This is a genomic window from Kitasatospora sp. NPDC029312, from assembly GCF_055569215.1.
The window spans coordinates 1-13,816 of sequence record NZ_JBVHXY010000022.1; the positions used below are offsets into that span (position 1 = coordinate 1).

The 13,816-nt window shown below is 71.2% G+C and carries 16 protein-coding genes and 1 pseudogene; 5 read left to right on the top strand and 12 right to left on the bottom strand.

The features are described 5' to 3' along the window. Window positions 1-415 precede the first annotated feature (415 nt). On the top strand, window positions 416-1,129 hold the full coding sequence (locus ACZ4WV_RS19200) for a hypothetical protein (RefSeq protein ID WP_465748156.1): 714 nt from the start codon (window positions 416-418) through the stop codon (window positions 1,127-1,129). Between the two features lie 700 nt (window positions 1,130-1,829). On the opposite strand, the gene ACZ4WV_RS19205 is transcribed toward ACZ4WV_RS19200, so the two are convergent. Beyond that, window positions 1,830-2,090, bottom strand: a complete 261-nt coding sequence (locus ACZ4WV_RS19205) for a hypothetical protein (protein WP_465748158.1) — start codon at window positions 2,088-2,090, stop codon at window positions 1,830-1,832. Between the two features lie 1,317 nt (window positions 2,091-3,407). Then, on the bottom strand, window positions 3,408-3,623 hold the full coding sequence (locus tag ACZ4WV_RS19210; protein ID WP_465748160.1) for a hypothetical protein: 216 nt from the start codon (window positions 3,621-3,623) through the stop codon (window positions 3,408-3,410). A gap of 166 nt (window positions 3,624-3,789) precedes the next feature. Here ACZ4WV_RS19210 and ACZ4WV_RS19215 point away from each other — a divergent pair, with 166 nt between their 5' ends. After that, a complete protein-coding gene (locus ACZ4WV_RS19215; RefSeq protein ID WP_465748162.1) occupies window positions 3,790-4,119 on the top strand; it encodes an esterase in 330 nt (109 codons plus the stop codon). 115 nt (window positions 4,120-4,234) lie between these two features. Here the strand turns inward: ACZ4WV_RS19215 and ACZ4WV_RS19220 are convergent, their stop codons facing one another. The 4 genes and pseudogenes from ACZ4WV_RS19220 to ACZ4WV_RS19235 all read right to left on the bottom strand — a co-directional run bounded on the left by ACZ4WV_RS19220 (window position 4,235) and on the right by ACZ4WV_RS19235 (window position 5,594). Then, on the bottom strand, window positions 4,235-4,564 hold the full coding sequence (locus tag ACZ4WV_RS19220) for a DNA-3-methyladenine glycosylase I (protein WP_465748375.1): 330 nt from the start codon (window positions 4,562-4,564) through the stop codon (window positions 4,235-4,237). Window positions 4,565-4,607: 43 nt separating this feature from the next. After that, window positions 4,608-4,694: pseudogene (locus tag ACZ4WV_RS19225) on the bottom strand (hypothetical protein); the annotation flags it as partial. A 40-nt stretch (window positions 4,695-4,734) separates the two neighbouring features. Further along, the gene (locus ACZ4WV_RS19230) at window positions 4,735-5,031 is read right to left on the bottom strand and encodes a YciI family protein (protein WP_465748164.1); all 297 of its coding nucleotides are present in this window, start codon (window positions 5,029-5,031) and stop codon (window positions 4,735-4,737) included. Beyond that, window positions 5,028-5,594 carry a TetR/AcrR family transcriptional regulator gene (locus ACZ4WV_RS19235; protein WP_465748166.1) on the bottom strand — a complete coding sequence of 189 codons (567 nt, stop codon included), beginning with the start codon at window positions 5,592-5,594 and terminating at the stop codon, window positions 5,028-5,030. The genes ACZ4WV_RS19230 and ACZ4WV_RS19235 overlap by 4 nt, the downstream gene beginning before the upstream one ends. Window positions 5,595-5,756: 162 nt before the next feature. Between ACZ4WV_RS19235 and ACZ4WV_RS19240 the strand changes: the two genes are divergently transcribed. Beyond that, window positions 5,757-6,902 carry an alkene reductase gene (locus ACZ4WV_RS19240; protein ID WP_465748168.1) on the top strand — a complete coding sequence of 382 codons (1,146 nt, stop codon included), beginning with the start codon at window positions 5,757-5,759 and terminating at the stop codon, window positions 6,900-6,902. A gap of 378 nt (window positions 6,903-7,280) precedes the next feature. Here ACZ4WV_RS19240 and ACZ4WV_RS19245 read toward each other — a convergent pair whose 3' ends face one another. Further along, a complete protein-coding gene (locus ACZ4WV_RS19245; RefSeq protein WP_465748170.1) occupies window positions 7,281-7,892 on the bottom strand; it encodes a GNAT family N-acetyltransferase in 612 nt (203 codons plus the stop codon). Between the two features lie 424 nt (window positions 7,893-8,316). Here ACZ4WV_RS19245 and ACZ4WV_RS19250 point away from each other — a divergent pair, with 424 nt between their 5' ends. Next, a complete protein-coding gene (locus tag ACZ4WV_RS19250; protein ID WP_465748172.1) occupies window positions 8,317-9,438 on the top strand; it encodes an IS630 family transposase in 1,122 nt (373 codons plus the stop codon). 55 nt (window positions 9,439-9,493) lie between these two features. Next, window positions 9,494-10,063 carry a DinB family protein gene (locus ACZ4WV_RS19255; protein WP_465748174.1) on the top strand — a complete coding sequence of 190 codons (570 nt, stop codon included), beginning with the start codon at window positions 9,494-9,496 and terminating at the stop codon, window positions 10,061-10,063. A gap of 127 nt (window positions 10,064-10,190) precedes the next feature. Here the strand turns inward: ACZ4WV_RS19255 and ACZ4WV_RS19260 are convergent, their stop codons facing one another. The 5 genes from ACZ4WV_RS19260 to ACZ4WV_RS19280 all read right to left on the bottom strand — a co-directional run bounded on the left by ACZ4WV_RS19260 (window position 10,191) and on the right by ACZ4WV_RS19280 (window position 13,753). Next, the gene (locus ACZ4WV_RS19260; protein WP_465748176.1) at window positions 10,191-10,526 is read right to left on the bottom strand and encodes a hypothetical protein; all 336 of its coding nucleotides are present in this window, start codon (window positions 10,524-10,526) and stop codon (window positions 10,191-10,193) included. A gap of 150 nt (window positions 10,527-10,676) precedes the next feature. Next, entirely contained in the window at window positions 10,677-11,075 is a 399-nt protein-coding gene (locus tag ACZ4WV_RS19265; RefSeq protein ID WP_465748178.1) for a hypothetical protein, read from the bottom strand. A 100-nt stretch (window positions 11,076-11,175) separates the two neighbouring features. Beyond that, window positions 11,176-12,918 (bottom strand): relaxase/mobilization nuclease domain-containing protein, encoded by a 1,743-nt coding sequence (locus ACZ4WV_RS19270; RefSeq protein WP_465748180.1) that lies wholly within the window; start codon window positions 12,916-12,918, stop codon window positions 11,176-11,178. Then, window positions 12,915-13,349, bottom strand: a complete 435-nt coding sequence (locus ACZ4WV_RS19275) for a MobC family plasmid mobilization relaxosome protein (RefSeq protein WP_465748182.1) — start codon at window positions 13,347-13,349, stop codon at window positions 12,915-12,917. Before ACZ4WV_RS19275 ends, ACZ4WV_RS19270 begins: the two co-directional genes overlap by 4 nt. A gap of 179 nt (window positions 13,350-13,528) precedes the next feature. Beyond that, a complete protein-coding gene (locus tag ACZ4WV_RS19280) occupies window positions 13,529-13,753 on the bottom strand; it encodes a hypothetical protein (protein WP_465748184.1) in 225 nt (74 codons plus the stop codon). Window positions 13,754-13,816 lie beyond the last annotated feature (63 nt).

Below are 13,816 nucleotides of genomic sequence, written 5' to 3' on the forward strand. Positions count from 1 at the left end.
CCGGTCCGGCAACAACGGCTCTATTCGCGCCCACTGCGCGTCAGTCAACGACACATCCGGACCAACGATCCGATGATCGGAAAGAAACGCCCTAGCTGCGGACGCTGGGCCAGACCCTGCTCGCCTGCGCGGAGTTCACGGAGGCGTGCACGGAGATCATCGGCGCCCTGGCCGAGGACGCCCACCGCCTCCTGGACGAGTCGGTCAGCTTCGTACGCCTCGGCGGCGAGGGCCCCGACAGCCTGCCCACTCTGGTCCGCTCCCTCCTCTCCCGGATGGAGGCGTCCCCGTGAACCCGCACGACCCCCTGAAACGCCCCGGCGCCCACCTCGTCCACGAGCGGCTCGGTGCCGACGATGCCTAGCAACTGTCCGACCGGCACGCGCACCAGAGCCCGCTGGCCCGGCTCGCCTCCATGGTCGCCTCGTGTGCCCGGGACGTCGACGAGCTTCACCACGACCTCACCCAGCGCGCGCAGACGGTGATCGAGCGCCTGCAGCCGATCGCCCGCGGTGACCACGCGAGCATGCGCGGCGTCAACGGCATCATCCAGTCCGCGGGGCTCCAGGTCGAGTTGCTCACCGCCCGCAGGGGAGCGGCCTACGAGCAGCTCGACAAGGTCCTCAGCGCCTACGAACGCGGGGCCGAGGCCGGCCGGCCGACCGCCACCTCGCTAATCCAGCACGACTCCGCGCGCACCAACGGCGCCGCGGCCCCGGCCGACGAGCAAGCGCGGCCCGCCACGGCCGCCTGGGACGACGAACAAGGCTCCGCCCGGGCGGCGTTGAAGGCGATGGCGCATGGGGACCTGTGGCTGCGCGAGAACGTGCACGGCGACAAGTACGTGATCTGGGGCTCCGGGCTCGGTGCCCCGATCGAGCCCGAGACCGTCGAGCGGCTGATCTACGCCGGTCTCGTCACCGCCGACACCAACACCTCCTCCGAACGGATGGGGCACATGCTCTCCCTCACCCCGGAGGGCGTAGCGGCCAACGCCGCCGCCCGCGCCGAGCGGCTTCGCCAGGTCGCCGCCCTCTACCGCGGCACCCTCCCCGCGACGGCCGGCCCCGCCCAGGCAGCGCCTCCGGCAGCGGCGACCCGGCCCTCCCTCTCCTCCCGTACCCGTTGACCAAGGAACTCCCCGCTGTGTCCTCCCAGCCGACCACCCCCATGAGCGCCGCCGACGCGCAGCGTGCCGAGAGCGTGCTGCGCCGGCTCGCCCCGAAGTGGACCACCCGCTCAGTCCGCGCGCACCGCTGCCGCGCTGCGCCGAAGTCCCGCCCCCTCCGCGCTGTTCAGCCACGCCTCGGTACCGCAGTCGCAGGTTCCCGCCGCCGTCTCGGCCTCCCGCCCCGCGCGCGGGCGGTGACCACCGTGAACACCCGCCGCAGACCGGCTCCGCGACCTCAGCGACCCAGGCCCGCGCACCGCCTCACCGCCCATGGCGGTGTCCGGTCCCGCTCCCCGCCACGCCAGGAGCCCCCGTGCCCTCCGCCAACCCTTCCGTTCCGCCGCTGCGGCTCGCCCGCCCCGGCGACCAGCACCTCGCCACCGGCCCACTGGCCGCAGCACCCGGCTCGAGCCACGCCCGCACGCCGAACGGCGGCATGCGCTTCACCAGCCCCTGCCGCACCACCGTTATCACCAGCTCCGGCCCGCCGGACCGCCCGGGAACATGGAGTATCCACGGCTACCGCCTCCGGTCCGGAGCCGCTGTGGCGTGCGGTGTTCGGCTCCGGCACGCCCGCCGAGATCACCGCTGCCTTCACCACCCCCGCCGGCCGCCGCCGCCGCAGCCCCACACGTGGCGAGCCGGCGCTAGCCTCCGGTCAGTTCGCCTCCCGGCCGTGGCGGGCGCCCGGATCGGTGGCGCCGACCACGCGGGCCAGCTCCTCCACGGTCAGCTCTACCCGACGCCCGTCCACCGGCCGCGCCTCCACCGGCTTGTCCTCCTCCCGCTCGGTCCGGCTCGCGGTGCGCACGGCCCACTGGCCTTTGGCGATCAACGTGACGTCGCCCATCGTCCACGCCCGGCCCGCGCTGCGGATCTTGCGCTCCAGCGCCGCCATGTCCTGGCCTCTGCTCGGCACCAACGCCGTCGTCCCCCTTCGACCCGTACGGCTCCGCGCCGTAACCCCGGTTCAGCACCCCAGGGCCGCGATCCATTCCCTTCCAGTTCGCCCACGGCAGACCGCCGTACCCGGGGAAACGACTACGAACTTCGGGACGCTGCATGTCAAAGTACTCGCGTCGCCGAAGCCGCAGGTCAACGAAGGGACCCGGCCCCGTGAACACCCCCAGTAGCCTCCTGCCCGCCCCCGTCAACCCGACCGCCGAAGACCACTCCTGGCTCTCCAGCGGCCACAGCACGGAGCCCATCCTCGCCCTCCTCAGGCCGATATCCACTACACCAGCCCGGACGGGCGCGTCCACGTCGCCTGGCTGCCCGAGGACCTGGCGCCTGGAAGCGCGGCATCGTCTGGCGCATCCGCGTCCAGCCCGCCGACGCCGCTCCGTGGACCCAGGAGTTCGGCGTCCACAGCCCCTCCGAAGCCGTCGCCGCTTTCCTCGCCGCGCTCCTAACCAACCGTCTCGACACCCGACTTCGAGAAGGAGACCACCCTGACGATCACCATCGACCCCGCCCGTATCCCCCGGCCCGGCCATCGCCGCACTCGGCCTGGCCAACGCCTTCTCCGTCCCACCGCAGTCCGCCGCCTTCGCCCTCGGCCTCGCCCTCGGCGCGAGCGGCCTGCTGCTGGCCTTCGACGACGTCCACCACAGCGGCCTGCGCCGGGACGCCCGTGTCGTCGCCCAGCTCGCCAAATCGACCGATGGCGCACGGGTTCGCCAGATCGGCACCGCCCGCGGCCTGCCCGACGGTGCGGGCGCCAGATCCCTCGCCCGCCTGGCCGACGACAGCCTGGTGCTCCTCGCCGCCGAGGGCGAACCACTGCCCCTGCGCTGCTACCGCCTGGCCGACTGAACCACCGCCGACGCCCCGGCCCGGCCCGGCCCGGCCCGGGGCACCCCATCACGAGGGACACCCACCGCGTCGCCTTCCACCCGCTCATCGTCACCGCCGCCACCGAACACCGAGCCTCCCGCCGCGTCCTCGTCGGCCCAGTCCTTCGGAGTGTCCGCGCCGACGAGCTCCGCCCCGGGGACCTCATCGACTCCGCCTTCACCCCCGTCGGCCCGGGGCGCCACCACCGCACCGACTACTTCGTCCGGCCCCTACCCGGCAGACCCCGGGCCGACCCGACGTGCGGATACGGCGTCTGCGGCCTGCCCGAGGTCGAGGGCCCGCAGGGCATCGTCGTCCTCGCCCGGAACTACCCGTGGGAGTCCTGCGACCCGTGGCCTGCCACGAAGGGCTCGTTCTTCCCCAGCGCCGGACACCACGCTCACCCGCATAACGTTCCCGGCTCGACCCGCAACGCCCTTGCCACCCCGAACACCCGAACGGCCACCGCACCCAGGAGACCACCCTGCCCCAGTACCTGACCGTCGCCCACCTGATCGCCCAGCTCCAGACCGTCGACCCGAACCTGCGCGTCCGCCTCGCCGTCAACCCGGACTGGGCCTTCGCCCACTACATCGGCACCGACGTCGTCGTCCACGACGGCATCGCCTACCTCGCCGAGGACGGCCAGGACAGCTACCTGCCCGCCGCCGTCCGCGACGAACTCGCCTGGACCTGAACCACCGCCCCCCAAGGAGGCCTGTATCCCGACCACCCGCCGCCTGACCCGCCCACAGCCGCTCGACCACTTCGCGCTGCACCCCATGCCGCCGTGGGCAAGCGGAGCGCTCGTCCGCCGCGTCCCCGCCGACCCCGGCCAGCCGATCGAGGTCATCTGGCTCCCGACCACCGCACCGAGACTGCCCTTCGGTCGCATCCTGCTCCGGTGGGAGAAGATCCCCGAAGCCGGCTGGGACGTCACCGCCCGCCTCGGCCTCGCCACATCCGACGTCCACCTCGCCACCTGGCCCGCCGCCCCCGACGACTGGCCCCACCTGGTGCGTCCCACCCTAGACGAGGTCACCGGTCTGTGCTCCGCCCTCACTGTCGCCACCGCGGCCCTCGAACTCGCCAACCGCCTCGCTGACCCCTGAACGCCGCCGCACAAGGCCGCCCCGCGCCCACCAGGCCGGGGCGGCCTCGCCATACGCCCACCCGCCCGACAACACGCGTGAGCCCGGACGGCCAGTTCCAGGCGGCTCAGCTCGGCTACGCCCCGCCGCCGACCGCCCTCGCCCGGAGGGGCGGTGATGCCCTGCACGGTCTGTCCTCCCCCTGACCGCGGCCCCCGCGGCGGCGGTTCAGCCAGGTCGGCTGCGTCGGGTTCCTAGTGCCAGACGAACGCCGCCAGGGACCCCCGCTCTCGACCAGTTCCTCGGCCCGGCGGGCGCTGTTGATCACTGCCTCGATCTTGCCGCGGTGCCGGACGATACTCGCGTCGCCCAGGAGGCGCTCGATCTCGTGCTGGTCGAATCGGGCGACGGCCGGAATGTCGAAGGCCGCGAAGGCGGCGCGGGAGTTCTCGCGCTTGGCCAGGATCGTGCGTGCGCCAGCTGAGCCCCGATTGGAAGCTCTCCAGGCTCAGTTTCTCGAACAGGCGCTGGCCGTCGCCCGGGAAGCCCCATCGGTGTCGTGGTAGGCGAGGAACTCCGGGCCAGATCCGCTCCACGCACAGCGCGGTGCGCCGTCGGGTCCGGGGAACGGTGTCGTCACAGCAGGAAGCTCAGCCGCTCGTCCGCCATGCCCGGCGCGATTTCGATGATCTCCGCGGTGACGATGTCCTGGGCGACGAACGGGTCCTCGTTGACGCGCTTGTGCAGGTCCTCGGGCGAGGTGCAGTGGGCGAGGACTGCGCCCCCGAGGCCCGGCTCGATGCTACCGACCAGGAGGAAGACCCCGTCGTCCAGGCCGCGCTTGATCCACTCCTGGTGGCCGGCCATGTGCTGGGCGGCGGCGGCCTTGTTGTCGGAGAACCGGAGCAGGACCACGAACATGCGATCTCTCATTTCTCGTAGGTGTGCAGCCAGTCGCGCATCCGGTCGACTTCGCGCTGGATGAACGCTTCGTCGTGGAAGGCGTTGGCCATGACGGCGACGCCCTGGCTGAAGGCGAGCACGTGCATCGCCAGCTCGTCGGCCTGCTCGGCCGGTCCGAGCAGCGTGAACTGCTCGCGTAGCCAGGTGCGGAAGAGGGTGAACAGGCGGCCGGCCTGGCCGAGCATGGCGTGCTCCAGCTTGGCCAGCTCCGTGGTCAAGGTGCCCACGGGGCAGCCGTAGTCCTGGATGTCGGCGCGGTTGGTCAGCACGATCTCGATGTACCGCATGATGCGGCCGGCGGGGGTTGGCGCTTGGGCCTCCCACTGCTCCAGCATCCGGCGGGTGTCGGCGAGGCGGGCGTCGATCACCGCGTCGAGGATCGCGTCCTTGGACTTGAAGTGGTAGTAGAAGTTGCCCCGCGACAGGCCGACGGCTCCGGCGATGTCCGCGAACGAGGTGTGCTCGTAGCCGTGGTGGTAGAAGAGCCTGTCGGCCGCCGCAACGATCTGTTCGCGGGTCGCCACAGCAGTCATGGTGATCCCCTCCCGAGGCTGTAGGACAATCGACCTAGGGGCACAACGTAGGTCAGTCGTCCTAGATCGTCAAGCCGTTGACACCGCCGAGGCCAGCGGCCTAGCGTGACGGCGCTCTAGGACAGCCGTCCTACGACGTTCGCCGCAACGCTGGAGCCCCGCATGCACCTCGACCTGTTCGCGCCGTTCGACCTCGGCGGCCTCACGCTCGCCAACCGGATGGTGATGGCGCCGATGACCCGCAACCGCGCTGACGCCGACGGGTGCGTTCCCCCGCTGATGGCCGCCCACTACCGGCAGCGCGCCACCGCGGGTCTGATCATCGCGGAATCCACCACGGTCTCGCCGCTGGCGGTGGGCTATCCCTTCACCCCCGGCCTGCACGCCGACGCTCACATAGCCGGCTGGCGGCAGCTGACCGACGCGGTCCACGAGGAGGGCGGGCGCATCTTCGTCCAGCTGCAGCACTGCGGCCGCGTCTCCCACCCGAGCCTGCTGGACGGGCAGGCACCCGTCGCCCCCTCCGCACTCGCGCCCGCCGGCCAGGCCGTTACCTACACCGGCCCGCAGGACTTCGTGACGCCCCGCGCACTCGACACCGACGAGCTGCCGGGAATCGTCGACCAGTTCCGCCGCGCCGCCGAGCTCGCGAAGCAGGCGGGGTTCGACGGCATCGAGGTCCACGCCGGCAACGGCTACCTGATCGACCAGTTCCTGCGCGATGGGACCAACCACCGCACGGACGCGTACGGGGGCAGCGCGGCCAACCGCATGCGCCTGCTGAACGAGGTCCTCGACGCCGTCTGCGAGCAGTGGCCCGCCGCGCGGGTGGGCGTGCGCCTCACCCCCGAGAACGGCTTCAACTCGATGTCGGACTCCGACCCGCAGAGCCACTTCGCGTACGTCCTCGGGCAGCTGAGCCCGCGCGGCCTCGCCTACGCGCACGTCTTGGAGGGCGAGATGGCGACGACGACCGCATCCGTCGACTATCGCGAGCTGCGGGAGCGGTTTGCTGGCGCGTACATCGCCAACAACGGCTACGACCTCGCGCGCGCCCAGGCAGCGGTGCACGCCGGGTACGCCGACCTGGTCGCCTTCGGCACACCGTTCCTGGCCAACCCGGACCTAGTCCGCCGCTACCGGGAGAACCTGCCGCTGGCCGCGGCCGACCCGACCACGTTCTACGGCGGCGGGGAAGCCGGCTACACCGACTACCCGTTCCACCAAGGCGCCGAAGTACACCCACACGCCCCCGCGGCCGACGTCCAGCACGGCACCCCGCCGCACTCCGCCTTGGCCGGGGCCTGACGCCAAGCCGGGCGCTTCATCGTCCTCATCCACGGCCTCCGATGGGATGGCCGCGGAAACGGAGGAGCGATCCCCCTCGAAGAGCTCGGCGAGCACCAGGTGCGGCAAACTGATGGCGCAGATGAACCAGGGTGACCAGCAGCCGATCGAGGAAGAACCAGCTTGGGCTTCCGGCCGGCACCCTCCGCCCGCCGACGCTCCTCGCCCCGGGCCTCGCGGAGCGCGGACTGCCGCGTGGCCTCCCACGCACTGGCGAGCTCGGCGAGCAACTTGCCGAAATGTGCGCGTGAGACACCGGAGAGGGCAGGATGGGAACAGACTGCACGGGCCCAGGTGCTCAGCTTCACAACTCACCCAACCCGTGCGGCCCTTCTCATGTCACGGCCCGACCGGGACGATCACCATGTCCGCCGAGGCCGTAGAGTACTCGGCCTGAATCGCGTCTGCCGGGACCTCGAAGATGATCGTGAGTCCGTCGCGCTCGTTGCCCTGCTCGCCGACGCGCGTGAAGCCGAAGCCCGCGATGGTGGCCAGGGAGGCGGTGTTGTCGGATCCGATCCTGGCGCGCACGGTCCTGACACCGGGGTCGGCGGCGGCCCTGACGAGCAACGCCCTCAGCATGGCGCGGGCATAGCCCTGGCGGCGGTACCCGGGCACGACGGTGTAGCCGACCTCGACCATGCCGGCCTCGTCCGGTGGCCCGTGGAACCCGGCGTCGCCGACGACGACCCCGTCCCGCTCGGACACCGCCGCCCGCGTGATCCAGGGCGCGGCAGACGGGTCCTTGGCGAGCTGGTCGGCGCGGTAGCCGAAGATCCAGCGGGCCCGGTCACTGACGAAGTGTTCGTCAAGCGCGACTCCGGCCTCGGTGCTGCCGCCGGCGAGGTCACCGTCGGCAAGCGCCCGCAGCGCCTTTGCGCTGAGCTCGACGAAGCGCACGCGTTTAGGGATGGAGAGAGGTTCATCATTCATCATGGGATGCTCGCCCAACGTCGGAGGGCTGTCCACTGTTTTACGCCTCGGCAGACATGGTGATCGTCCCGGCCGGGCCGCGAGAAGGGGGCTGTACAGACGTCGCGATCCCTATGCCGAGACCCATCGCGCGATCGCCTCACTCGTCTCCGACCGATCCGCACAGCGGGCCACCCACCGCCGGACGAGCACCGAGCTCGTCCTCGTCCGCTATACCGCCCGCTGATCACCCACCAGCCGAGCCGCCAGGCCGGCACGCCCGAAGCTCAATTTCCTCTGAGACTGTAGGTCGTCGGCGGGTGGTGCTGCCCTCGGTGAGCCACTGGTCGACACCGTGCTGGCCTGCCTAGTGCTGTGACCGAGAAGGTTCACCGGGTTGGCGCTGGCAGGTCTTGAGCCGGTTGGATGTCGCGAGACGTCTCAACTCGGAGGAGCGAGGCCAGTGGCAGAGCCGGTCAGGGTCCGAAGGCTCACGGACCAGGAAGCCCAGCAGTTACAGCGGATCGTGCGTCGAGGCAGCACCAACACGGTGCGCTATCGGCGGGCGATGATGCTGCTGGCCTCGGCTGGCGGGAACAGGGTCCCGGTGATCGCCCAGCTCGTGCAGGCGAACGAGGACACGGTGCGGGACGTGATCCACCGGTTCAACGAGATCGGCCTGGCCTGTTTGGACCCTCGGTGGGCGGGAGGCCGTCCCCGCCTGCTCAGTCCTGACGACGAGGACTTCGTTGTCCAGACGGCCACGACCCGCCCTGCCAAGCTCGGCCAGCCCTTCACCCGCTGGTCGATTCGCAAACTGCTCGCCTACCTCCGCCGGGTCCACGGCCGGGTGATCCGCATCGGCCGCGAGGCCCTGCGCTGCCTGCTCGCCCGACGCGGCGACACCTTCCAGCGCACCAAGACCTGGAAAGAGTCCACCGACCCCGACTACGACGCCAAACTCGACCGGATCGAGCACGTCCTGGAGCACTTCCCCGACCGCACGTTCGCATTCGACGAGTTCGGCCCGCTGGGCATCCGACCCACCGCGGGCACCAGCTGGGCCGAGCAGGGGCGACCGGACCGGCTCCCGGCGACCTACCACCGCACCCACGGCGTGACCTACTTCCACGGCTGCTACTCAGTTGGCGACGACACCCTGTGGGGCGTGAACAGGCGTCGCAAGGGCACCGCGAACACCCTGGCCGCGCTCCGCTCCATCCGAGCCGCTCGCCCGGACGGCGCTCCGGTCTACGTGATCCTGGACAACCTCTCCGCCCACAACGGCAAGAAGATCCTGCGCTGGGCGAAGAACCACAACGTCCACCTGTGCTTCACCCCGACCAACGCGTCCTGGGCCAATCCGATCGAGGCGCACTTCGGACCGCTGCGGCAGTTCACCCTGGCGAACTCGGACCACCCGAATCACACGGCCCAGACCCGCTCGCTGCACCGCTATCTACGCTGGCGCAATACCAACGCCCGCCATCCCGATGTCCTAGCCGCCCAGCGCAAGGAACGAGCCCGCATCCGCAGCGAAAAGGGCATCCGCTGGGGAGGGCGACCCGGAACCCGAGCGGCGTGAAAGACGCCAAGAACACAGCCCACTTGCACAGCACGAACCTCACGAGGAGTTCCGCATGGACCATCGGGACGTCGACACGGCCTTGGCAGAGTTGCTGAAGGTACTCGGACCGCATGCCGACAAGGATTGGACCGTGCCAGCAGGTCCGCTGAAATGGAGCTGCTGGGAGACGGCGGCGCACATCGGGCACGACCTGCTGGCCTACGCAGGGCAGGTGGCAGCACGTCCCGCCGACTCCTACCTCCCCTTCGACCTGAACATCCGCCCCACTGCCTCCCCGACCGAGGTACTCCAGACGGTCACCGCCTGCGGCCGCCTCCTCAGCTGCGCCCTGGCCGCAGCCAGTCCGGCCTTGCGGGCCTGGCACTGGGGTCCCTGTGATCCCGAGGGCTTCGCAGCAATGGGCGTCGCTGAAGCTCTGCTGCACACACACGACATCACGCAGGGACTGGCCGTGGACTGGCAGCCGCCCGCACCGCTATGCGCGGCCGTGCTCGGTCGTCTGTTCCCCGACGCCCCTCCTGGAGACCCCGTCCAGGTGCTTCTCTGGTGCACCGGCCGCCAGGAACTGGACGGCCTTCCCCGCCAAACCTCGTGGATATGGAAAGCAGCGCGCTCCGACTGATCGCACCCACCCGGCGAACCTTCTCAGTCACAGCACTAGCCGAGGGCGATGCCTCGTTTTTCCAGCCAGCGAAGGAAGTTGAGCGCCGAACGGGCCTGGTCTCGGGCGTAGGAAACGCTGGAGTCGGTCACGCCTCGGGTACGGGATTGGCGCCGGCGTCGCAGGACGAGCCAGGTGGCGTACGGCTGAAGGAGTTGCCGGTGGTGGGGTTCGATCTCGGCCAGGAGCCGGCCATGAACACCTCTGCCTCCAACGGCATCCACTGCCACGGATATTGGTTGGTGAATTCTGCCAGTCGGCGGACCAGCCGAAGCCTCGGCTTGATGGTCTGGTCCCAGCCCAAGAACCTCGCCCGCTGCTGCAGGGACCACCCGTCCAGCATCGCCTCGAAAACGGCAGGCTCAGGGTCGAGATTGACAACGCCTGTCGTCAGCGTCGGGTGCGCTGCACCGGGGAGATCCACCGCTCGACTCACGTTGCATTTAACGCAACATCGTTGCATCGGTTATGCGCCCCAGCCCTGACACTGGACGAGGGAGCCGGCGCCAGAAATCAGCAGGTCGGCAGCCTGCACCGATCACACCGAATGTTGCATCCGATGCAACACCGCTCGTTAATCCAGGTAGATGCCGGTGAAGGTGCCGTCGAAGCCGAGGGCCACCCTCGCGGCATCGGTGGTGGCGTGGCGGGTCCAGGTCGGGTTAGCGATCAGGGCGTCGAAGTCCTTGCGGGTGATCTCCGGCTCCGGCCACTCGTTTCCGCAGCGGCAGCGGACCCACACGTTGCGGCGGTGGTTGAGCAGCAGCCAGTCTCGGGGGGCCCGGCAGCCGGAGCACGTCACCGGCATGCCGCGCAGCGCGAGTTCGGCCGGGTGCAGCAGACCACGGACGATCTCCGGTCCGTTGGGGGTCTGGGTCTCATGCTCCAGTTGTAGGAGCGGGTCGGAGGCGGCCGGGACCGCGGTGGTGATCGGGGCGGGGGCGGTGGTGGGGTGCTCGGTGGTTCTGGTCACGGGCTCTCCGTTCGCGGTGCTCGGGTATTTGCGTAACGCCTGGTGGAACCGGGTGTCGAAGGGTTTGCGCGGCGGCCGCGAGGGCCCGCAGGTTGTCGGTTCAGCGGCGTGGTGCCGGGCGGCGCGGGTCGGCCGCAGGCTGCGGCGGTGCCGGCTGCGCGGTGCGAGCCTGGTCCGGCCTGGTCCGGGCCTGGGTGCCGGCGGCCGTACGGGTGCGGGGGCGTTCGGGGTTTGCGGGCAGGTCGGCGAGGCGGCGGATGCGCCAGACGAGGACGTCGGTGGTGTTGCGGGCGGTTTCCAGTTCCCGCCGTTCGACGGCCTTCTCCAGGAGGGCCTTGGGGTCATGGCCGGCCTTCTCGGCTTCCGCGAGGACGGCGGCCACGGCGTCGTGCTCGCGGGCCGGGGCGGTCGGGTTACCGGCGTCGCCGAGGACGGTGCGGATGGTGATGTCGTGGCGGCGGCGCTCGCCCTCCGGGAGGGCGCGACCGTACTCGCGCATGGTGTGCATGGGGGTGGCTGCGGCCTGCTGGTAGGCGGCGCGTAGGTGGTCGGCGGTCTGGCGGGAGGCGGCGGCCTGCTGGGCGTGGCCGCGGGCGGAGTGCCATCGGGCTGCGGCCAACGTGACCAGGACGAGCGTGGACAGGACCATGGCGGTGGCGCCGCCGTCCTCGCCCCGTCCGAGCGCGCTACCGGCCTGGACGATGCCGCGAGCGGCGGAGCGCAGGGCGCGGATGTCGGCGTTCTCGGCGCGGATGTGGCTGCGGGTGGCGCGTTCAAAGGCGCGGGCTGCGTCTCGGAGTTCGGCGCGGGTGGCGGCCGGGGAGGTCTGGGCGAGGGCGTCGAGGAGTTCGCCGGCGCCGACGAGCTGGGCGGCGGCGGCTTCGTCGTCGTCCTGGTCGAGGACGGCGGCGGCGCGCTCGGCGGTGCCGGCGGCGTCCCGTCGTCGGCGCGCTGGAGCGGAGCGGCCGGTGCGGGCCGGGTGGTTGTCCGGCTCCGGGCTGGTGGGTGCGGTGTGGAGGCGGCGGCGGATTCGGGGCAGTGAGAGGTCGGGAGCGAGTTTGGACCCGGGGAACCAGATGGGCTCGCCGGCGCGGTTGCGGTCGCCGGGCAGGGCGACGTTGTAGCCGATCAGGTCGCCGGACGGCAGATGGCGGAGCTTCACCCGCAGGCCGGCTTCGCGAAGCCGGGTGAAGAACTCCTCCTCGCTGTCGGCTCCGGCAAGGGCTTGGCGGACGGCTTCGCGAAGGGTTTCGCGCGGGGGCTCGGTGCGGCCGGTTCGTTCGGCCTTGAAGTGCTCCTGGCTGGTGGGGTTCTTCGCGGCGGTGCCGTCACCGGGGTTGAGCTGTCGCAGGCCGTACTCCGTCTCTATGAGGCGGGCTTCAGCCTGGGCCTTGCGCTTGTCGTAGGAGAGGCCGGCCAGACGCCCGTCCTGGCGGACCAGGGTCGCGGCGATGTGGATGTGGTCCTCGGCGTGGCGGACGGCGACCCAACGGCAGGCGGCGGTGTCGCCTTCGGGGGCGATGCCGGTGGCGTGGACGATGCGCCGGGCGATGGTGGCCCACTCGGCGTCGTCGAGGTGACGGTCACCGGGAGCGGTGCGCAGTGAGCAGTGCCAGATCCTGGTGGCGGGGGCCTGCTTTCCAAGAGCCTTGACCGGCTGGTCGAGCTGGTTGGCGAGTTTGGCGACCTGGTGCCGCTCCGGGTTGGGGCCCGGGTCGGGCGCGAAGTTGTTCCAGGAGGCGACGAGGTGCTGGTTGGTGTGCTCCTCGTGTTTGCCGGGGCCGAAGAGGTAGTCGATGAGGGGGAAGGCGCGGTCGGTGCCGGTGCGGATCTTGGGGATCACCGGCGGACCAGCCAGTCGACGGCCTCGTCGACCGCGTCGATGGAGGCTTCGACGCGGGCCAGGAGCTGCCGGAGCTCGGCGCTCGGCTGGCCGCCGGCGTTCACGTAGTGAGTGAGCTGGTTGAGGTTGTTGCCCACGGCGCCGAGCTGGCGGTTGGACTCCATGAGTTCCTGGATGCCGCGCCGGTAGTCGGCGACGGCGGCGCTGGGGTCGGTGCTGGCGGCGGCGGCCACGGCGGCGGCAGCGGTGTAGCCGCCGGGGGCGAGTTCGGCTCGGGCGGCGGCGCGCTGGAGGAGAGCCCACTCGGGGTCGCTGAATCGGGGGCAGATGCGGTTGGTACGCGGCACGCTCTGGCGCAGGCGGCGACGCGGCGGGGCGCGGACGGCTTCGACGGTCGGCGGGGTCTGCTGCTTCTCCCCCTGCGTCGGCACCCCTGGGCCGACTCCCCGGTCGGGGGCAGGCCCCCCTGGGTCTGCCGCCGACCGGGGAGCCTCCGCCCCCTTCGGGGCGGGGGCGGGGTAAGGACTCCTTACCCCACAACTTGCTCCGCCAGGAGCCTGATCATGGTCACGCTCCGGTCCCTGCGTGGTGCCGTCCCGGTTGGAGGCAGTCATCGGCTGGCCTCGCTGTCGCGCTGGCGGATGTCGATGAGGAGGTCCTCGACGAAGTCGAGGGCGAGGACGGGGTGGTGGAGAGTCCAGGGGCGACAGTGCCGGCCACGCTGGACGCTGCGGGCGCCGTCCAGGCCAATTTCGACGCGGTGGAGGTGGCCGCGCTGGGCGAGGACGGCGAGCCAGGAGTCCGCCTCAACCCAGGTGGCGGGGGTGGTGCGCATGGTGGGTGCTCCCGTTCGACTGTGGCGCGGGTGGGTGACCGCCGGGGCCTCGTCGGCCATCCC